This is a genomic window from Pseudomonas orientalis, from assembly GCF_001439815.1.
GTDB lineage: Bacteria > Pseudomonadota > Gammaproteobacteria > Pseudomonadales > Pseudomonadaceae > Aquipseudomonas > Aquipseudomonas orientalis.
In genome coordinates this window covers 149,629-166,975 of the sequence record NZ_JYLM01000013.1, presented here as the reverse complement: position 1 = coordinate 166,975, position 17,347 = coordinate 149,629, and the positions used below count along the sequence as shown (strand labels likewise).

The 17,347-nt window shown below is 61.1% G+C and carries 14 protein-coding genes and 1 rRNA gene; 8 read left to right on the top strand and 7 right to left on the bottom strand.

What is annotated here, in order from left to right; all coding sequences use genetic code 11:
* The first annotated feature begins 2 nt into the window (after positions 1-2).
* From rrf to TU82_RS25140, 4 genes are all read left to right on the top strand, one after another.
* Positions 3-118, top strand: a 5S ribosomal RNA gene (gene rrf / locus TU82_RS25155).
* Between the two features lie 148 nt (positions 119-266).
* Entirely contained in the window at positions 267-926 is a 660-nt protein-coding gene (locus TU82_RS25150) for a paraquat-inducible protein A (protein WP_057725928.1), read from the top strand.
* Positions 913-1,536 carry a paraquat-inducible protein A gene (locus tag TU82_RS25145; protein ID WP_057725927.1) on the top strand — a complete coding sequence of 208 codons (624 nt, stop codon included), beginning with the start codon at positions 913-915 and terminating at the stop codon, positions 1,534-1,536. Before TU82_RS25150 ends, TU82_RS25145 begins: the two co-directional genes overlap by 14 nt.
* Positions 1,529-3,832 (top strand): PqiB family protein, encoded by a 2,304-nt coding sequence (locus TU82_RS25140; RefSeq protein ID WP_057725926.1) that lies wholly within the window; start codon positions 1,529-1,531, stop codon positions 3,830-3,832. The genes TU82_RS25145 and TU82_RS25140 overlap by 8 nt, the downstream gene beginning before the upstream one ends.
* Before the next feature lie 177 nt (positions 3,833-4,009).
* Here the strand turns inward: TU82_RS25140 and mksF are convergent, their stop codons facing one another.
* The 3 genes from mksF to mksB are packed head-to-tail and all read right to left on the bottom strand — an operon-like array spanning position 4,010 to position 8,821.
* Positions 4,010-6,850 carry an Mks condensin complex protein MksF gene (gene mksF, locus TU82_RS25135; RefSeq protein ID WP_057725925.1) on the bottom strand — a complete coding sequence of 947 codons (2,841 nt, stop codon included), beginning with the start codon at positions 6,848-6,850 and terminating at the stop codon, positions 4,010-4,012.
* Positions 6,847-7,554 carry an Mks condensin complex protein MksE gene (gene mksE / locus TU82_RS25130; protein WP_057725924.1) on the bottom strand — a complete coding sequence of 236 codons (708 nt, stop codon included), beginning with the start codon at positions 7,552-7,554 and terminating at the stop codon, positions 6,847-6,849. Before mksE ends, mksF begins: the two co-directional genes overlap by 4 nt.
* On the bottom strand, positions 7,544-8,821 hold the full coding sequence (mksB, locus tag TU82_RS25125) for an Mks condensin complex protein MksB (RefSeq protein WP_057725923.1): 1,278 nt from the start codon (positions 8,819-8,821) through the stop codon (positions 7,544-7,546). Before mksB ends, mksE begins: the two co-directional genes overlap by 11 nt.
* 187 nt (positions 8,822-9,008) lie before the next feature.
* Here mksB and TU82_RS25120 point away from each other — a divergent pair, with 187 nt between their 5' ends.
* Both TU82_RS25120 and rimI read left to right on the top strand, forming a co-directional pair.
* Positions 9,009-9,752, top strand: a complete 744-nt coding sequence (locus TU82_RS25120; protein ID WP_057725922.1) for a hypothetical protein — start codon at positions 9,009-9,011, stop codon at positions 9,750-9,752.
* Positions 9,745-10,197, top strand: a complete 453-nt coding sequence (rimI, locus tag TU82_RS25115; RefSeq protein WP_057725921.1) for a ribosomal protein S18-alanine N-acetyltransferase — start codon at positions 9,745-9,747, stop codon at positions 10,195-10,197. Before TU82_RS25120 ends, rimI begins: the two co-directional genes overlap by 8 nt.
* Before the next feature lie 319 nt (positions 10,198-10,516).
* On the opposite strand, the gene TU82_RS25110 is transcribed toward rimI, so the two are convergent.
* Positions 10,517-10,921, bottom strand: coding sequence for a hypothetical protein (locus tag TU82_RS25110; RefSeq protein ID WP_057725920.1), 405 nt, complete (start codon positions 10,919-10,921; stop codon positions 10,517-10,519).
* A gap of 139 nt (positions 10,922-11,060) precedes the next feature.
* Here TU82_RS25110 and can point away from each other — a divergent pair, with 139 nt between their 5' ends.
* Positions 11,061-11,705 (top strand): carbonate dehydratase, encoded by a 645-nt coding sequence (gene can, locus TU82_RS25105; protein ID WP_057725919.1) that lies wholly within the window; start codon positions 11,061-11,063, stop codon positions 11,703-11,705.
* A 58-nt stretch (positions 11,706-11,763) separates the two neighbouring features.
* On the opposite strand, the gene TU82_RS25100 is transcribed toward can, so the two are convergent.
* Positions 11,764-12,933 carry a hypothetical protein gene (locus tag TU82_RS25100; protein ID WP_057725918.1) on the bottom strand — a complete coding sequence of 390 codons (1,170 nt, stop codon included), beginning with the start codon at positions 12,931-12,933 and terminating at the stop codon, positions 11,764-11,766.
* A 122-nt stretch (positions 12,934-13,055) separates the two neighbouring features.
* Positions 13,056-14,756, bottom strand: coding sequence for an acid phosphatase (locus TU82_RS25095; RefSeq protein ID WP_057725917.1), 1,701 nt, complete (start codon positions 14,754-14,756; stop codon positions 13,056-13,058).
* Positions 14,757-15,250: 494 nt separating this feature from the next.
* On the opposite strand from TU82_RS25095, the gene TU82_RS25090 reads away from it, so the two are divergent.
* Positions 15,251-16,540 carry an MFS transporter gene (locus TU82_RS25090; RefSeq protein WP_057725916.1) on the top strand — a complete coding sequence of 430 codons (1,290 nt, stop codon included), beginning with the start codon at positions 15,251-15,253 and terminating at the stop codon, positions 16,538-16,540.
* Between the two features lie 75 nt (positions 16,541-16,615).
* On the opposite strand, the gene TU82_RS25085 is transcribed toward TU82_RS25090, so the two are convergent.
* Entirely contained in the window at positions 16,616-16,852 is a 237-nt protein-coding gene (locus tag TU82_RS25085; RefSeq protein ID WP_057725915.1) for a hypothetical protein, read from the bottom strand.
* Positions 16,853-17,347: the final 495 nt, after the last annotated feature.

Genomic DNA, 17,347 nt, shown 5'->3' with positions numbered 1-17,347 from the left:
TTCTTGACGACCATAGAGCATTGGAACCACCTGATCCCATCCCGAACTCAGCAGTGAAACGATGCATCGCCGATGGTAGTGTGGGGTTTCCCCATGTGAGAGTAGGTCATCGTCAAGATTAAATTCCAGAACCCCAATTGCGAAAGCAGTTGGGGTTTTGTTTTGGGCGGTCGGAAAGCGTTCCTCTCCAACAAATTTGCACAGTTATTTCTGAACCAGACCACTAGAATAGGCACCTAACCTTTTTTAGAGCCCGAGCCCTATTTATGCCCGATCCGGTTGATGCCCTTGAGGTGTCGGACTTACCGCTGGACGACTTGGTGGCATGCCATGAGTGCGATCTGCTGATGCGCAAACCCGTACTCGCCCTCGGTGAAAAAGCTGAATGCCCACGTTGCGGCTACGAGCTATACGCTCACCGTCACAATGTCGTCGAGCGAAGCCTTGCCCTGGTGCTGGCAGCGCTGTTGCTGTACATACCCGCGAACTTTTTACCCATCATGCAGCTCAATCTACTCGGGCAATCCTCAGAGGACACCGTGTGGACCGGCGTAGTAGGCCTGTTCAACAGCGGCATGCAAGGTGTTGCCGTCGTGGTGTTTCTTTGCAGCATGGGTATTCCCTTGCTCAAATTGCTTTGCCAATTGGCCGTGCTGCTCAGCATCCGCTGGAACATCGGTCGCAGTTATGGACTGCTGTTCTACCGTATCTACCACCATTTGAAAGACTGGGGGATGTTGGAGGTCTACTTGATGGGCGTCCTGGTGGCACTCGTGAAGCTTGCGGACATGGCCTCCATTACGCTCGGCCTGGGTCTGGTGTGCTTTGTCAGTCTATTAATGGTTCAGATTCTGCTCGAGGTGGTGATGTCACCCCACCAGATCTGGCAGGCGTTGTCAGGAGAGGATGACCATGCGGGCGATTGATGCAGGCATTCTGGTTTGTACGGAATGCCATGAGTTGAACAAGCAGGAAGCGGACGCCGATGAGCAACTCTGCAACCGCTGCGGTGCGCTGATCCACGCACGTCGCCCCAATAGCCTCATACGCACCTGGGCACTGCTGGTCACGGCGGCGATCCTGTATATCCCCGCCAACCTGCTGCCGATCATGACCGTCAACTCCCTCGGTCAAGGCGATCCCAGCACCATCATGTCCGGCGTGATCCAGCTGGTACAGCACGGCATGTTCCCCATTGCCGCCGTGGTGTTCATCGCCAGTATCCTGGTGCCCACGTTCAAGCTGGTGGGTATCGGCCTGCTGCTGTTTTCGGTGCAGCGTCGCCAACCGCTGTCCGCGCAACAACGCATTATCATGTACCGCTTTATCGAATTCATCGGTCGCTGGTCCATGCTGGATATCTTCGTGATCGCCATCCTGGTGGCGGTCGTAAACTTTGGGCGACTTGCCAGTGTCGAGGCCAATCTCGGCGCTGCAGCGTTCGCCAGTGTGGTGATCTTGACGATGCTTGCCGCAGTAACCTTCGATCCCCGACTGATTTGGGATAACACGGAGTCGGATGACGACCATGAGTGATTTGCCTAAAGCTAAAACCCGCCCTGCGTCCAATTGGTCGGCCATCTGGGTGCTGCCCCTGATTGCCCTGATCATCGGTGGCTGGCTGGGTTGGCGTGCCTACTCCCAGCAAGGTCTCGAGATCCAGGTCCGCTTTGAAAGCGGCGAAGGCATTCAAGTGAACAAGACCGAAGTGGTCTACAAAGGCATGACGGTGGGCAAGGTCAAAGCCCTGGCGCTGGATGACGAAGGCAATAATCGAGGGGTAATTGCCACCATCGAGATGAACAAGGACGTCGAGCAATACCTCAGGACCAATACCCGCTTCTGGCTGGTCAAACCCAGCGTCAGCCTCGCCGGCATCACGGGTTTGGAAACCCTCGTGTCGGGCAACTACATCGCCGCAAGCCCGGGGGATGGTGAGCCCACCCGCAAGTTCAAGGCGCTCTCCGAAGAGCCGCCGTTGTCCGATGCCAAGCCGGGTCTGCACCTGACCCTCAAGGCTGATCGCCTGGGTTCGCTGAACCGTGGCAGCCCGGTGTTCTACAAGCAGATCCAGGTAGGCCAGGTCAAAAGCTACTTGTTGTCCGAGGACCAGAGTACCGTCGAGATCAAGGTCTATATCGAACCGACCTACGCCAACCTGGTGCGCAAACATACGCGTTTCTGGAATGCCAGCGGCATCAGCATCGACGCCAATCTGTCCGGTGTGAAGGTTCGCAGCGAATCGCTTTCCAGTATCGTCGCCGGCGGTATCGCCTTCGCCACGCCGGAGAATCGCAAGGACAGCCCGCCAACCGACCCGAGCCTGCCGTTCCGTCTGTACGAGGATTTCGACGCCGCCGCTGCTGGTATCAAGGTCAAGGTCAAGCTTACCGATTTCGAAGGCCTGCAAGCTGGGCGTACGCCTGTGATGTACAAGGGGATCGAGGTCGGCAGCCTGAAAACCCTGAAGATCGACCCGGACCTGTCCAGTGCCAGCGCTGAATTGACCCTCGACCCCTTGGCCGAAGATTATCTGGTGCAGGACACGCAATTCTGGGTGGTCAAACCATCCATCTCCCTGGCCGGCATTACCGGCCTGGAGGCCCTGGTCAAAGGTAACTACATCGCCATCCGCCCCGGCGACAAAGGCACCGCGCCACAACGTGAATACGTGGCGCGCGCCAAGGCGCCACCGTTGGACCTGCGCTCCCCAGGCCTGCACATGGTGTTGCTCACCGACAACCTGGGCTCGCTGGATGTGGGCAGCCCGATTCTCTACAAACAGGTCAAGGTCGGTTCGGTACAGAGCTACCAGTTCTCTCGCAAGAAGAAGCAATTGGTGATCGGCGTTCATATCGAGAAAGAGTATGAAAGCCTGGTCAACGGTTCGACCCGTTTCTGGAATGCCAGCGGTGTCACCCTCACCGGTGGGCTTACCGGCGGTATCCAGGTGAAAAGTGAATCCCTGGCCAGCCTGATGGCCGGTGGTATCGCCTTCGAAACGCCGGAACCGAATGTGCCGCTGAAAAGGCACATCCCGCGTTTCCGCCTGTTTGCCGACAAGGACGCCGCCAATCGGCACGGCACCCTGGTCACCATCAAGGTGGATCGCGCCGACGGCTTGAGCCCTGGCACGCCGGTGCGCTTCAAAGGCCTGGACGTGGGCAAGATCGAAAGTGTGGACCTGAGTGCCGACATGCAATCGGTGTTGCTCAGCGCGCGTATTACCCAAGTGGCGGACCGCATTGCGCGGGTGGGCAGTCAGTTCTGGGTGGTCAAGCCTGAATTGGGCCTGATGAAGACGGCGAATCTGCAGACCCTGGTTACCGGTCAGTACATCGAAGTGCAACCGGCGGCGAAAAACGCTGGCCCGCAGAAGAGTTTTGTCGCCCTTGCCCAACCGCCTGAAGCCACACGTCAGGAGGCGGGCCTGAGCCTGACGCTCAGCGCCGCACGCCGTGGTTCGCTCAAGGAAGGCGTGCCGGTCACCTACCGTGAAGTCACCGTGGGCAAAGTCACCGGCTATGAGCTGGGGCAGACCGCCGACCGTGTCCTGGTGCACATTCTGATCGAGCCCAAGTACGCGCCGTTGGTACGCAGTGGCAGCCGCTTCTGGAACACCAGCGGCTTCGGGCTCGACTTCGGCTTGTTCAAGGGCGCGACGGTGCGGACCGAGTCCCTGGAGACGCTGGTGGCCGGCGGTATCGCCTTTGCCACCCCTGATGGCGAACGCATGGGCAGCCCGGCGCGGCCGCAGCAGACCTTTGCGCTGTTCGACAAGTTCGAGGATGAGTGGTTGACCTGGGCGCCCAAGATTCCGTTGGGCAAGTAGACCGAGGCGCGGCCATCGGGAGCAAGCCCCCTCCCACACTTTGAATGTATTCACAAATCAAAATGTGGGAGGGGGCTTGCCCCCGATGAGGCCCTCAAATCCAACACAAAAACGCCAGCCCACAAAAAAGACCGCGATCCAAAAGATCGCGGCCTTTTCGCACTTCAGCGCTCCCCGTCAGACTTCGTCCAGCTCCGGCTCATCCGCCTGCACGTTAATCGTGGCCTTCACCCCATCATGTCGACGGATATACTTCCAGTCCGCCTCATCAATGTAGATCCCGTTCGGCCCGCTGCCGCCTTCCAGGTCGATCGCCACCTGGGCGGACACCTGCGGCTTCACGCTGGCCAGGATCGGCACGAAGCCCAGCTGCAGGCTGGTTTCCAGCAACGCTGCCTGGTTCTTCTCATCGATATCCGCCGCCTCGTCGAGGTAGTACGGCAAGCGCACACGACCGGCCTGTTCCCGGTCCATCAAGTGCAGCAACAAGTACATGTTGGTCAGCGCCTTGATGGTCATGGTGGTGCCGTTGGACGCGGCGCCATCAATGTCGGTATGAATCACCGGCTGGCCGTTGACCTTGGTGATCTCGAAGGCCAGTTCGAACAGGTCCTTGAGGCCCAGTTGGTTATGGTTGGCCGCGACGAGGCGGGCCAGGTACTCCTTGGCCTCTTCGTTCTTGTTGTCCTGCTCGGCACTCTGGCTGAGGTCGAACACCGACAACGTCTCGCCTTCTTCATACTGACCGGCGCTGTGGATGATCTGGTCGATGTGCTTGAGGGCTTCCTTGTTCGGTGCCAGCACAATGCGAAAGCTCTGCAGGTTGGACACCTGGCGCTTGTTGATCTCGCGGTTGAACAACGCCAGTTGGTGCTCCAGGCTGTCGTAGTCGCTGCGGATATTGCGCAAGGTCCGCGCAATATCGGTGACCGCTGCGCGGCGCGCCTTGCCCAGGGTCAAGGCCTCGTCGGTACGGTGGGCATAGGCGTTGATCAGCAGTTGCAGACGGCGCTCCATGTCGTCCTCGCTGTCGAACTTGGCCACACCCTTGAGGCGCACCTGCGCATACAGCGCCTCGATCTGGCCATCGGCGCGCAGCAGGCCTTGCCAGCTGTCCTGATAGTCGTTGAGCAGCGGCAGCAGATTGTCCATGGAGTCGTCGACAGGGTCCATGAACGGTGTGCCGAAGGGCAGGTCCGCCGGCAACAGCTGGCGACGGCGCAAGGCGTCGTCCAGCGTACGTTGCTTGGCTTCCATATCACCGATCTGGCGGCCGACCAGTTGCAGCTTGGCCGACAACTGCTGGACGCGCTCGGTGAACGCATCGCTGGAGCGCTTCAATTCGTCCTGGGCCGCTTCCATCTGCGCCAGGTTTTCCAGCTTCTCGCCTTCTTCCGCGCTCAGGGTTTGTGCGCGGCGGAAATCTTCCAGCGCCTTCTGCGCGTCGAGTACCTGCTGGTACAGCGCTTCGGTCTGGGTCTTGCTCGCCGCTCGGTCAGAAGCCACGGCCTGCTGGGTTTTGAGTTGCTTGAGTTCTTTTTCCAGGCGCTCTTTCTGATCGCGCAATGCCGCGCGATCGGCCAGGGCCTGCAACGCCGGCGGCTCGATGTGCGAGATGTCGATGGACAGCCCCGGCACTTCGAAACGCTCGCCCTTGAAGCCGTCGAGGATCTGCTCCAGGGATTTGACCCACTGGCCGTCCTCGTCCAGCGTGATGCCCTGTTCGCCCAGCGGCAGGCTGAACAGCGAGCTGTTGAACAGGCGCATCAGGCGCTCGACATCCTGCTGTGAGAACTCTTCGCGCAGCTTGGCGTAGCTGTTGTTGTCCGCGTGGTCCAGTTGCTGCTTGACCGACTTCAGGCGTTTTTCCAGGTCGCGCAGGCGCTCGTCCAAGTCCTCGGCGCTGAATTGCCGGGATTGCGCCAGGGCGCCCGCCAATTCGTCGTGAGCATCCTTGGCCGCGAGCAGTTGCTGCTCCAGTACCCTCACATCGTCGACCAGCGCGAAGCGATGCTTGAGCACCGACAGCTCGCCCAGCCAACGTTGGATGCCACTGATCTCGCGCTCCAGGCGCATCAGCTCCTGGGTACCGCCGCGCTGGTCGTGCTGCAGCGCATCCTGCTCGTTGCGATAGTGCTCGGCCTGGATCGTCAGCTCTTCCTTGCGCGCACTGGCGTAGTCCGACCAGGTGCCCAGCAGCGAATCCAGCAGCGGCGACAGACGATGCAATTTGCCGCGCAAAATATCGCGCTGTTTCACACCATTGGCGAGCGCTTCGACCAACGGCCCGGCGGCCACCAGTGAATGGTAGTCCTGCTCCATGCGCCGCACATCGCGGAAGGCTTCTTCGCACGCGGCGATGTAATCCACGCTGCCGGAACGCAAGCTGTGTTCGAACGCATCGAGGAACAATTGCTTGAGCTTGGCCGCGGTGATTTCGCGCATGTGCAGCAGGTTGATAAACAGCGCACGGAATGTCTTCAGGCTCTGTTCGCTGGTGGAACGCAGCGGAATCAGGGTCAGGTCCAGCGGGATCGACGTGTGGCCGCCCACCAGCAGGCGCCGCAGTTCATCAGGCTTGAGTTCATAGGCTTTCAGGCCTTCGCGCTCAAGGTTGGTGAACAGCTCCTTCTGGCGCAGGCAGGTGTCGTTTTTCTGGTAGTGGGCCAGGTCCAGCTTGCCGGCGTAGGCAAAGAACTGGTGACCGAAACCACCGCCGGGGCCGCGCCCCACCACGCCGATCACGTGCGGGCCGTGGGGCAGCGAGACTTCCACGAGGATGTAGCTGGTGTCGGTGGCGAAGTAGAAGCGCCGCGATTGCTCCAGGGTGTATTTGCCGAAGCTCATGTCCGACATGCGCGCCAGGATCGGGAACTGCAACGCGTTGATCGACGCGGATTTACCCAGGTTGTTCGCGCCGTACACCGACAGCGGCTCTTCCAGCGGGAACAAGCCCAGGCTGTAGCCGGCGGTGTTCAACAGGGCGAAACGGCGTATGCCGTAGCGTTCCTTACTCATGCGTCGGTCTCCTGTTCTTCGGCAATGGCGCGGGCGAGGGCGTCTTCTTCGCTTTCTTCAGCGAAGTCGCTCAAGTCCAGCGGGTCATCGGTCTTCAGCAGTTTTTCATCGCTGTCTGCGTCGATGATCACCGGCACCGGCAGCGGCAACACGCTGTGCACGCTGGCAGCGAGGTCGCGGTCCTGCTGGACCGACAGGCACACATCGAGGAAACGATGCATCGGCGGCAGGAAGCGATAGATGCCGTTGTCTTCGCCGGCAAAGCCCAACTGGGTCATGCGCCGCATGATTTTTTCTTCAAGCTCTTCCTGGGTCTGCACTTCGGCCTGGATAAACAGGTCGCGGTACTTTTCCAGCAACGACGGCAGCTCATCGCGGCCCAGGCTGCCGCCGTCGAGCACGGCGACCGGGTCGCGACCCTGGTCGGCCAGGTGCTCGACGAGGATGAAGGTGAACAGCGCCAGACGCTGCGCCGTCTTGTTCACCTGCGCGCTGGCGATGGCCGAATCCGGCACGAAGTAATAGAAACCACGGGTATCGCAGACCAGCTCAAAACCCAGGGCCTTGAACAGCGTGCGGTACTGGTCCTGGAAGTTCGACAGTTGCGCATACAGTTCCGGGTCGCGACGGCTGACGTGGTAACCCTTGAACAGCTCGCGAAAGATCGGCGCCAGCTGGGACAGTTCGGATAGATCAAGATGCATAAGGCGTGCTCGCAGAATTCTCGGTGGCGTCAACGCCGGCCGGGAGCAGGGCGAAGGAGCGCAGGCTGACCTGGTGCTCGTGTGTGTGATAGTCGCGGCGCTCCAGGCGTTCGCGCTTGAAGCGTTTTTCCCGCGAGAGCCGCGAGAACCAGTACAGCAACTCGTCGGTGGCGCCGTCCGGTTCCTGCTCCAGCAGCCAGGTCATGAGGTCCGGCATCGGCAGGGCGTCTTCGCAGCGCTCGAGCATTTCCTTGACCGTTCGCGGCGCGCGCTGGGCTTCGCCCTTGTGGGTTTTGTGCGCCTTGGGGAAACGCGCCGGTTTCGGCTCGAAATTGGCCAGGGCATACACATAGGCTTCCACCTGGCTCGCGCTGCCCAGGAAGGTGCTTTGCGGGCGGGTGAACAGGGGCATGGCGGCCTGGGGCACCGCGTCCAGGCCTTTGCGGCGGATCGCTGACAGGGCCAGCGCGGCGCCACGGGTCACGGCGTTGTGCCGACGTGCTTCTTCGCGTAGCGGCAACAGCAGCTCGCGCGCATGGCGCAAGGTCAACTGGGCGCTGGTCTGCATTTCGAGGATGCGTGCGTGGGTGCGCAGCAGCATGTCGTCGTCCACCAACTGGCCCAGGCGCTGCTGCTCGGTGAGCATGCGCAGCAGCACATTCTCGACCTTGCGCACGCCTTGCTCGAAGGCGCCGTCGGCGTTCACCAGCTGGATCATCGGCTCGACGTATTCGTCCCACGTCGCCAATACTTCGGCGTAGCGCTGGCGCAAGGGGATCTGGCGGTCGCTGGTCTTGGCGCGGTCGGCCACGGCCGCGAGGGCCTGTTCGTCGTTGGCGAGCTTTTTCAGCACGTCGCGCACGCGCATATCCAAAAGGCGCAGTTGCCGGGCCAGGTCGTGGCCATCGCGGATGTCGAAGGCGTCCTGGATATAACCGGCCAGGCGCTCGAGATGACGCAGGTAGGCTTCGATTTCCAGGCACAGGCCAAGCCGGTGCTCCTTGCGAAGATATGCCAGGAAGTCGTGGATCTGCGCGTTGAGCTCGAAACGGTTCGGGCTCTTGGCCACAGGCACCAGGATATCCAGGCGAATCCATACGTCCAGCAGGCTGGTGATGTCCTGGGGCGTGCTGTCCAGTTGTTGGGCGGCCAGTTGCGCGCGCAGTTCGCTCAGGCTCAGGGTGCCTTGGTCGAAGTGTTCGCACAGTGGCTCAAGTAAGGCCCAGTGTTCGGCGAGGGCGCGCAGGACGCGCTTGGGTTCGATCATGGGAATGGCCGGCTGGTTGGCGATTAAAAGTCGCGATTGTACTGCATCGGGCGCGGGATTTATCCACAGCCGGTCAGTGTGCAGTGGGCGATTGTTGCCGAACAGCGGTAGAATCCCCGCTCTTTAGTTATCCACAAGTGGCCGAGCTGTGCTTATCGAGTCCCGACGTCGCGCTTACTTGAGCGCCATGCAGGTGGTCAACTGGCTGCCCCGCACCGAACTGCCGTTTGCCGCGCCGTCGCGGCCCGAGCTGTTTGAGGTGCCAGAGCCCACTGATGCGTTCGAGCCCTCAGGCGAAGAAGCCGCCGCGCCGGTTGCGGTGGTCAAGCCTGTGGCCGAGTCGCGCCCTGTGGTCGAGCGGGCCAGGATCGAAGTCCCGCGCCCATCGCCAGTGACCAAAGCCGCGGCGGTCGAAGAGGTCGCCCCCGTGGTCAAGGCCCCGGTGGTGCCGCCGCCACGCTTTGCCCTGCAGCTGCTGCGTGCGGGCCGTTGCCTGCTGCTGGTGGAATTGCCCACCGGCGAACGTTTTCAGTCGCGCGACCCCGCCTACCTGCTGCTCAAGGACATGCTGCGCGCCGCCGGCCTGCCCGACAGCCCGCAAATCGTCGGCGACCCTGTGCGCTGGCCGCTGTTGGTGCGCGGCACCATGGACCAGGGCCCGGAAGCCGCACGGGATTTTGTACAAAGTTTTGTCTCGGCACGCCTGGAAGACGAACCTTGCGCATGCCTGTGGCTGATCGGCCTGCCCGCCGTGCGCTTTGCCGGTGAGGCCAATGCCGAAGCCTGGTACCGCGAGCTGCAGGTTGAAAGCCTGGGTTCGGTATGGGCCCTGCCGGGCCTGGAATTATTAATGGAAGAGCCACAGCGTAAGGCTGATGTCTGGCAAGCCATGCGCCGGCTGATGGCGCGCTGGAAAACAACCGATGAGTGAGGCTTTATCCTTTCGCCCGATGACCGAGGCCGACCTCGACGCCGTGCTCAAGATCGAATACGCGGCGTTCAGCCACCCCTGGACCCGGGGCATTTTTCTCGACGGGTTGGGCAAGTACCAGATCTGGCTGATGTTCGAAGGCGAGCAGCAGGTGGGACATGGCGTGGTGCAGATCATCCTCGATGAGGCGCACCTGCTGAATATCACCGTCAAGCCGGAGAATCAGGGCCGAGGGTTGGGGTTGGCGTTGCTGGAGCATCTGATGTCTCGCGCCTATGCGGCCAACGCTCGGGAATGTTTCCTCGAAGTGCGAGACAGCAATACCGGGGCATTTCGCCTGTATGAGCGCTATGGCTTCAACGAGATTGGCCGCCGCCGGGATTACTACCCTGCCGTGGGCGGCCGCGAAGACGCAGTCGTCATGGCCTGCACCCTGCTCGACTAACACCGAAATCCATGTGGGAGGGGGCTTGCCCCCGATGGCGGTGTATCAGTTACAGATAAGCGCCTGACACACCGCTATCGGGGGCAAGCCCCCTCCCACATTTGACGCCGTTGTGTCAGCGCTTGCCGGTGAGCGGGCCAGATGGGGCGTATTACCCGGCGGTGAAGATGCGGTCGTGATGGCCTGCACTCTGGTCGACTAACACCAAAATCCATGTGGGAGGGGGCTTGCCCCCGATGGCGGTGTATCAGTTACAGATAAGCGCCTGACACACCGCTATCGGGGGCAAGCCCCCTCCCACATGTTGAACTGCGTGGTGTCAGCGCTTGCCGTTGAGTGGGTCCAGGTCGGCCAGTTCGGCCTCATCAAGGCCATTTCCGCCGCCAATATCCTCTTCACCAACCACGCTCAGATCGTAGTCCGCCGCGCCATCTTCACCGGCTTCCCGCGCATCCCGCGCGCCATCCTCATGAATCAGCGTTTCCGGGCTCATGTCGTCATCGGTCGACTCATGATCATCCGTCGAAGCACCGGTCATGCCCGCTTCGCGCACCCGCTCGTCGGGCATCAGGTGCTCGCGCTCGCCACGCGGGATTTCATCGCCGATTTCGGCCGTCTGGTCTTCTTGATCAAAATCCAGCTCGCGCATCGAACCCATGCGGTCTTCGTTATCATCAATCGGTTCGGGCTGCGTAGCACCGTAGGGACGTCGTGATTCAGTCATGGCCAATCCTCATACTGTGGGGCTTATAGTGTGTGGACAGGCTATGGCCCCCAAAGATTCAAGCTAATTTGCGCCAGGCGTGACCCGGACGAGGGCTTGTCAGTCACAAAACTGCGCATCATTCCTGAGGCTTTCCCTGATGAACGAACTACAAGACCTGCTAGACAACAACGAACGCTGGGCGGATGCGATCAAACAGGAAGATCCCGAATTCTTCGCCAAGCTCGCCCGCCAGCAAACCCCGGAATACCTGTGGATCGGTTGTTCCGATGCGCGTGTACCGGCCAACGAGATCGTCGGCATGCTGCCCGGTGATCTGTTCGTGCACCGCAACGTGGCCAATGTGGTGCTGCACACTGACCTCAATTGCCTGTCGGTGATCCAGTACGCAGTCGATGTGCTCAAGGTCAAGCACATTCTCGTCACAGGCCACTATGGCTGCGGCGGCGTACGTGCGTCGATGCAGGACCGCCAGTTCGGCCTGATCGACGGCTGGCTGCGCACCATTCGTGATCTCTACTACGAGAATCGCGACGTGCTGGCCCAGTTGCCCACTGAAGACGAGCGCGTAGACCGCATGTGCGAGCTGAACGTGATTCAGCAGGTGGCCAACGTCGGCCATACCAGCATTGTGCAAAACGCCTGGCACCGCGGGCAGAGCCTGTCGATTCATGGCTGCATCTATGGCATCAAGGATGGCCGCTGGAAGAGCTTGAACACCACCATCAGTGGCTTCGAGCAACTGCCGCCGCAGTACCGTCTGCGACCGTTGGGCGAAGCCTAAGACCGTTTATTGGTCGATTTCCACTGTCAGCTCTGGCAGTGGAAATCGTTGCCATGGCTCACAACGCGGGCGGAGCGAGGGTGGGAACCGGGGCGGCACTGCGCAGCTGTTTCAACTGGGCTTTGATGGTGGGCGTGGCGCATTTGGCGTTGGCCTGCTCGGGAGTCAGGTTGCGCACCGAGGTGTAGAACAACTCGCAGGTCTGCTCTTTGCGCGTGACCTGCCAGGTATTCATGCATGCCTTGAGCAACACGTTCGCGTCGCTGGCGGGTTTCTGGCCCATGCCGGCTTGCCAGCAGGCCGCGCTCAGGTCTTGGCCCATCACTTTCAAGCCGGCCTCATCGGCCTTTTGCTCATTGCCGTCATAGGTGTCCGGGCTGGCCGCGTACCAGATGTAACTGGGGTGGTTGGCGCCGAGCACCCACACCGGCTTGCCCGGCTCCGGGCTGATCTGCGCCAGGCCCAGCACCGCCACGGTCTGCCCGTATTGTTGCTTGATCCAACTGCGCACCGGCGCGCCGAACGCCACCATCGGCAACGCACCGTCGGTGCGCAGGCTCAACTCCTTGACCATGCGGGTCTGGTAGTCGGTGAAATAGCTGTAGACCGCTTCCAGGTCTTTACCGGCATTGGACGGCGCGGCGATGGGGGCGATATCGATAATGGTCTGGTAGGCCGGGGTTTCGCCGGCAGGAATGCCATTGCTGGTGAGCAAGGTCGCCCAGCGGTCGGTGGTGGCCGATTCCAGGTAGTCCTGGGCCTGGGTCAGCGAATAGTCCGGCGGGAAGTGCAGCAGCTCGATGCTTTTGCGGTTTTCCAGGGCCATGCCCAACGGCAGGAACAGGTACCAGTTATAGGCCCATTTACCGTCGGTGTTGAGCTGGCTGGCGCCCTGGTAAGCCAGGTCGGCGGTATCGAGCAGGGCCGTCAGGGGCTGGCCGTAACCGTCCGGCACGCCGCTGAAGGTGGCGGCGACCTGACCATCATGGACCTTGACGCTGACCTTGGCCCGACTGTAGCCGTCACGTTGCAGGCTCTGGTTCAGATAATGCTCGGCGGTCTGTTCCAGCGTCCAGGGCCGAAAACAGATCACGTTGCAGTTGTTGGGAAACGCGAATAATTGGGTGACACGTTGCGTGCTACCCAACGGCACTTCGATGTCGGCCTGTACGACCGCACTGGCCATCAGTGCGGCCAGGGTCAAGGCCAGCGTGGTTGGTTTGAACATAGTTGATTCCTTGTCAGCGAAAGCCCGTCTGCGCGGGGTGAAAGCCCACCTTCACACAGTAGCGGCTGACCAGGAAAACCGCGTGCTAAATCGCAGCGGGTGTCGCGATTGGATAAGTGACGCTAAACCCTGAACTGCAAGGCGTTGCTCAAATCCCCCATGGGTTTCTGGCCGCGCGCGCGCATCGCATCGTCCCTTTGCTTGAGGCCATCCAGGGTCTCCAGCTCAAACACGCGGGTGATCAGGCGCAGGATCGACGCGGTGTCGTAGACCGTATGGTCAACCGTGCCCTTGCGCGCGAACGGCGACACCACCAGCGCCGGAACCCGCGTGCCCGGGCCCCAGCGGTCACCCTTGGGCGGTGCCACGTGGTCCCACCAGCCGCCGTTTTCATCGACGGTCACCACCACCACCATGTTGTTCCACTGCGGGCTTTCCTGCAGCACCTTGAGGGCGCGCACGATATGCCGGTCGCCCGAGGCCACATCGGCATAGCCGGCGTGCATGTTCAGGTTGCCCTGGGGCTTGTAGAAACTCACGGCGGGCAGCTTGCCCGCCTGGGCGTCGGCGAAGAACCTATTGGTGCTCGCTTCATCGCCCAAGCCGCCGTCGCGCAGGCGTTTGTCGCGTTCCGCGCGGTTCTCCGGGCCCTGCTGCTTGAAGTAGTTGAACGGCTGATGGTGATACTGGAAGTTCGGGATCTTGGGGATACCGCCCGAGTCCTTGAATTGATCGAGGGTGGCTTGCCACGCGCCGGCGTACCAGGCCCAGTCGATGTTCTTTTTCGAGAGCTTGTCGCCAATGTGGTCATGGGTTTGCGGCACCAGCACGTTGGGCAGGTCCGGTTTGGAATAATCGGGGTTTTGCGGGTCGCGGATCCAGGTCGGCCAATAGGGCGGCGCCAGCGTGTTGACCGCGTAACCGTCCGGCGTCAAGGCGCTGGGGCCGAACTGCGGCGGGCCGGTCATGGCACTGGCCGGCGAGGTGTCCAGGGGTTTGAGGCGCGTGTCGCCGGGGGCGTCGCTTTGCAGCGTGGCGATCTGCGCCTTGGCCACCGATTGCGCAGCATTGGGATAGGTCGGCGCGGTGGCGCTGATCAGGTATTGATGGTTAAGGAACGAGCCGCCGAACGCGCCCTGGAAGAAGTTATCGCACAGCACGAACTCCCGGGCGACGTCCCACAAGCGCAGGGAGTAACGGCTCTGGGCGTAATGGCCCATCACCAGGCCGCCGGAATCGCCCCAGGCCACGAAACCATCATTTTTGCCGCCGTTGATCTGCATCTGGTTCTGATAGAACACGTGCCACAAGTCACGGGTCACCAGGCTCAGGGGCAAGTCTTCGGCATTCGGGCCCTTGAGGGCGAACGGTGCGTTGGGCAGGTTTTCCTGGAACTGCACGGCGCTCGGGTAGGTCACCCCATCCACGCTTTGCGGGCCGACCTGCAACACGCCGCCCCAGGTCGGGGGGAGGGCGGGCAATACGCTGCCGTCGCGGTCACGTTGCTGGTAATCCGTAGCGGAAAGCGCCGAGAGCGGTTTCTCCAGCCCGGGGAACTCCGCAAACAGATTGTTGAAGCTGCGGTTCTCCGCGTAAATCACGACGACGGTTTTCACTTGGTCGCGCAGGGCCTTGTCTAGCTCCTGTGTTGTAAGTGGCCGCGTCACCGGTTTTTCCGGTGCCTCGCTGGTATTGCCGCAGGCACTCAAGGTCGCGCCCACCCCCAGCACCGCAGCGCCCCCCAGGAATCGGCGGCGACTGGAGTCAACCGGCGGCTGGCCTATGGAATCTGTGGAAGGGCGATCTTCGTGCTCGTCACTCATGCGCGGGAATCCTTGGCGAGATGTTGCAAGATATTTCGCAGGACGGTAGCAACGCAATGTGACGGAACGAAGACACCGGTTTGAAGGGTGGGGCGTGTCTACTCAGTGCGAGCGCTGCTAGACTCGTCTTCTAATGGATGTCACCGAGGTGAACCGTGAAACCTTCAACCGCCCTTGATTTACAACGAGCAGCCGTCAGAGAAGTGGTGGGACGTTTTCGCATCTCCGGATTTGCTGACACCTGCCGATTACCGCTGAAGTTTCGTGCCAAGGTATTGGCTGAGGCGCGTCCGGTATGACGGTGAGTCTTCGTGATTGCGCCTGTTGCAACGGCAGGCGCGTCAGTTTTGCGGCATGTTCCGCTACGCTCATTGATTTGGGAATGTAGGTATCTTCATCGATCAATGAGTAAAACAAATATATCTGTCGCGATTGCCAGGATCCGGTTCAGCTCATAATCTGCACGCCATTTTGTTTGTCTGCCGAGCATGCACATGACTGCCACCGCTTCTTCACAGGCGCAGCGTTTCTCCCGCTCCGACTACAAAACCCTGGGCCTGGCCGCCCTCGGTGGCGCCCTGGAAATCTACGACTTCATTATCTTCGTGTTCTTCGCGCTGACCCTCAGCCAACTGTTTTTCCCGCCGCAAATGCCCGAGTGGCTGCGCCTGTTGCAAAGCTTCGGCATCTTCGTGACCGGCTACCTCGCGCGCCCGTTGGGCGGCATCCTGATGGCGCACTTTGCCGACCACCTGGGTCGCAAGCGCGTGTTCAGCTTGAGCATCCTGATGATGGCCTTGCCCTGCCTGCTGATCGGAATCATGCCGACCTACGCGCAGATCGGCTATTTCGCACCGCTGATCCTGCTGGCGCTGCGCGTGTTGCAAGGCGCCGCAGTGGGCGGTGAAGTGCCCAGCGCCTGGACCTTCGTCGCCGAGCACGCCCCGCGCAGTCATCGCGGGTATGCCTTGGGTTTCCTGCAAGCCGGCCTGACCTTCGGTTATTTGCTCGGCGCACTGACGGCCACGCTGCTCGCACAGGTCTTCACCCCGGCCGAGATTCTCGACTACGCCTGGCGTTTCCCCTTCCTGCTCGGCGGCGTATTCGGCGTGATCGGCGTATGGCTGCGCCGCTGGCTCAGCGAAACCCCGGTCTTTCTGGAAATGCAGGCGCGCCGCCAGGCCGCCGCCGAACTGCCGCTGCGCACCGTATTGCGCGACCACCGCGCCGTGCTGCTGCCGGCGATGATCCTCACGTGCGTGCTGACGTCGGCCGTGGTGGTGCTGGTCGTCATCACCCCGACCATGATGCAGAAAACCTTCGGCATGAGCCCCAGCCGCACGTTCGCCTTGAGCGCGTTGGGCATTGTGTTTCTCAACATCGGCTGCGTATTGGCCGGCCTGCTGGTGGACCGCATCGGCGCCTGGCGCGCGGTGCTGGTCTACAGCCTGCTGCTGCCGGTGGGGGTATTTGTCCTGTATGCCAGCCTGATCAGCGGCGGGGTCTGGCTGGGCGCGGCGTATGCCGTGGCCGGCTTGAGCTGCGGCGTGGTGGGCACGGTGCCGTCGGTGATGGTCGGGCTGTTTCCGGCGCAAGTGCGGGTGTCGGGGATTTCCTTTACCTACAACATCGCTTATGCGCTGTGGGCGAGTACCACACCGCTGCTGCTGATTGCGTTGATGCCTGCCAGTCCGTGGATTTGCGTGGGGTATTGCGCGGTGATGGGGGCGGTGGGCGTGGCGAGTGTGACGCTGTTCGGCAAGCGCCACACTCTGGCTGGCTGAGGCTCAGGGCAGGACGATGATCGTGATTCATGTGGGAGGGGGCAAGCCCCCTCCCACATTGGTTTTGTGGTGTTTTCAGGTTCGTGGCATGCATTCGATGGTGCGGTTTATCACCGTTTTGGCCATTTCCAGCAGATGCCATGCGGCATGGATTCTTGCGCGGTCGTGGGGTTGCAGGTGATCGCAGCAGTCCCACACCGTAGCCGATGCGCTGTGGATCAGATGGGAAATATAGAGTTGGGCGTCTTCGAAGCTGAGTTCTTCATTGACGACGAGGCAATCCATGGGTGGATCGGGAAGGGCTTTGGTCATGGTGTAACTCCTATTAGCTCAAAGGAGCCGACCCCGTCGCGACTAAACGTTGGGTGGCGGCTGTACGCAGGTTAGTCGACCGGCAAATAGGCAAAGTCCGGCGCACCCGAGGGCGCCCTGCGCACAGCCACCATAAAACCTCATGGAGGACCATGCGCCTATTAAATCCGGGCGACTAAACCCGATCACCGAAAAGGCAGTGACGGGCCGAAGACTAGCCATCGATTCCAACAGGCACAAGGCGGCGAGGATTGTCTCGGAAACGTCCTGCAATTTAAAGGGACACGGCTTGCTGGCCCTTTACAAACCATGACCAAATGCCAACGCCGCCTTATCTGAACTGTGGGAAGGGGCAGGCCCTGATGCCGTCTGTAGGAGCGAGCTTGCTCGCGAAAAACGTTAACGATAACGCGTGCTTCCTGAATGAACGCGGCGCCTGTGAGTTTTTCGCGAGCAAGCTCGCTCCTACAAAAGCATTAGGGCTTGGCCTCCTCC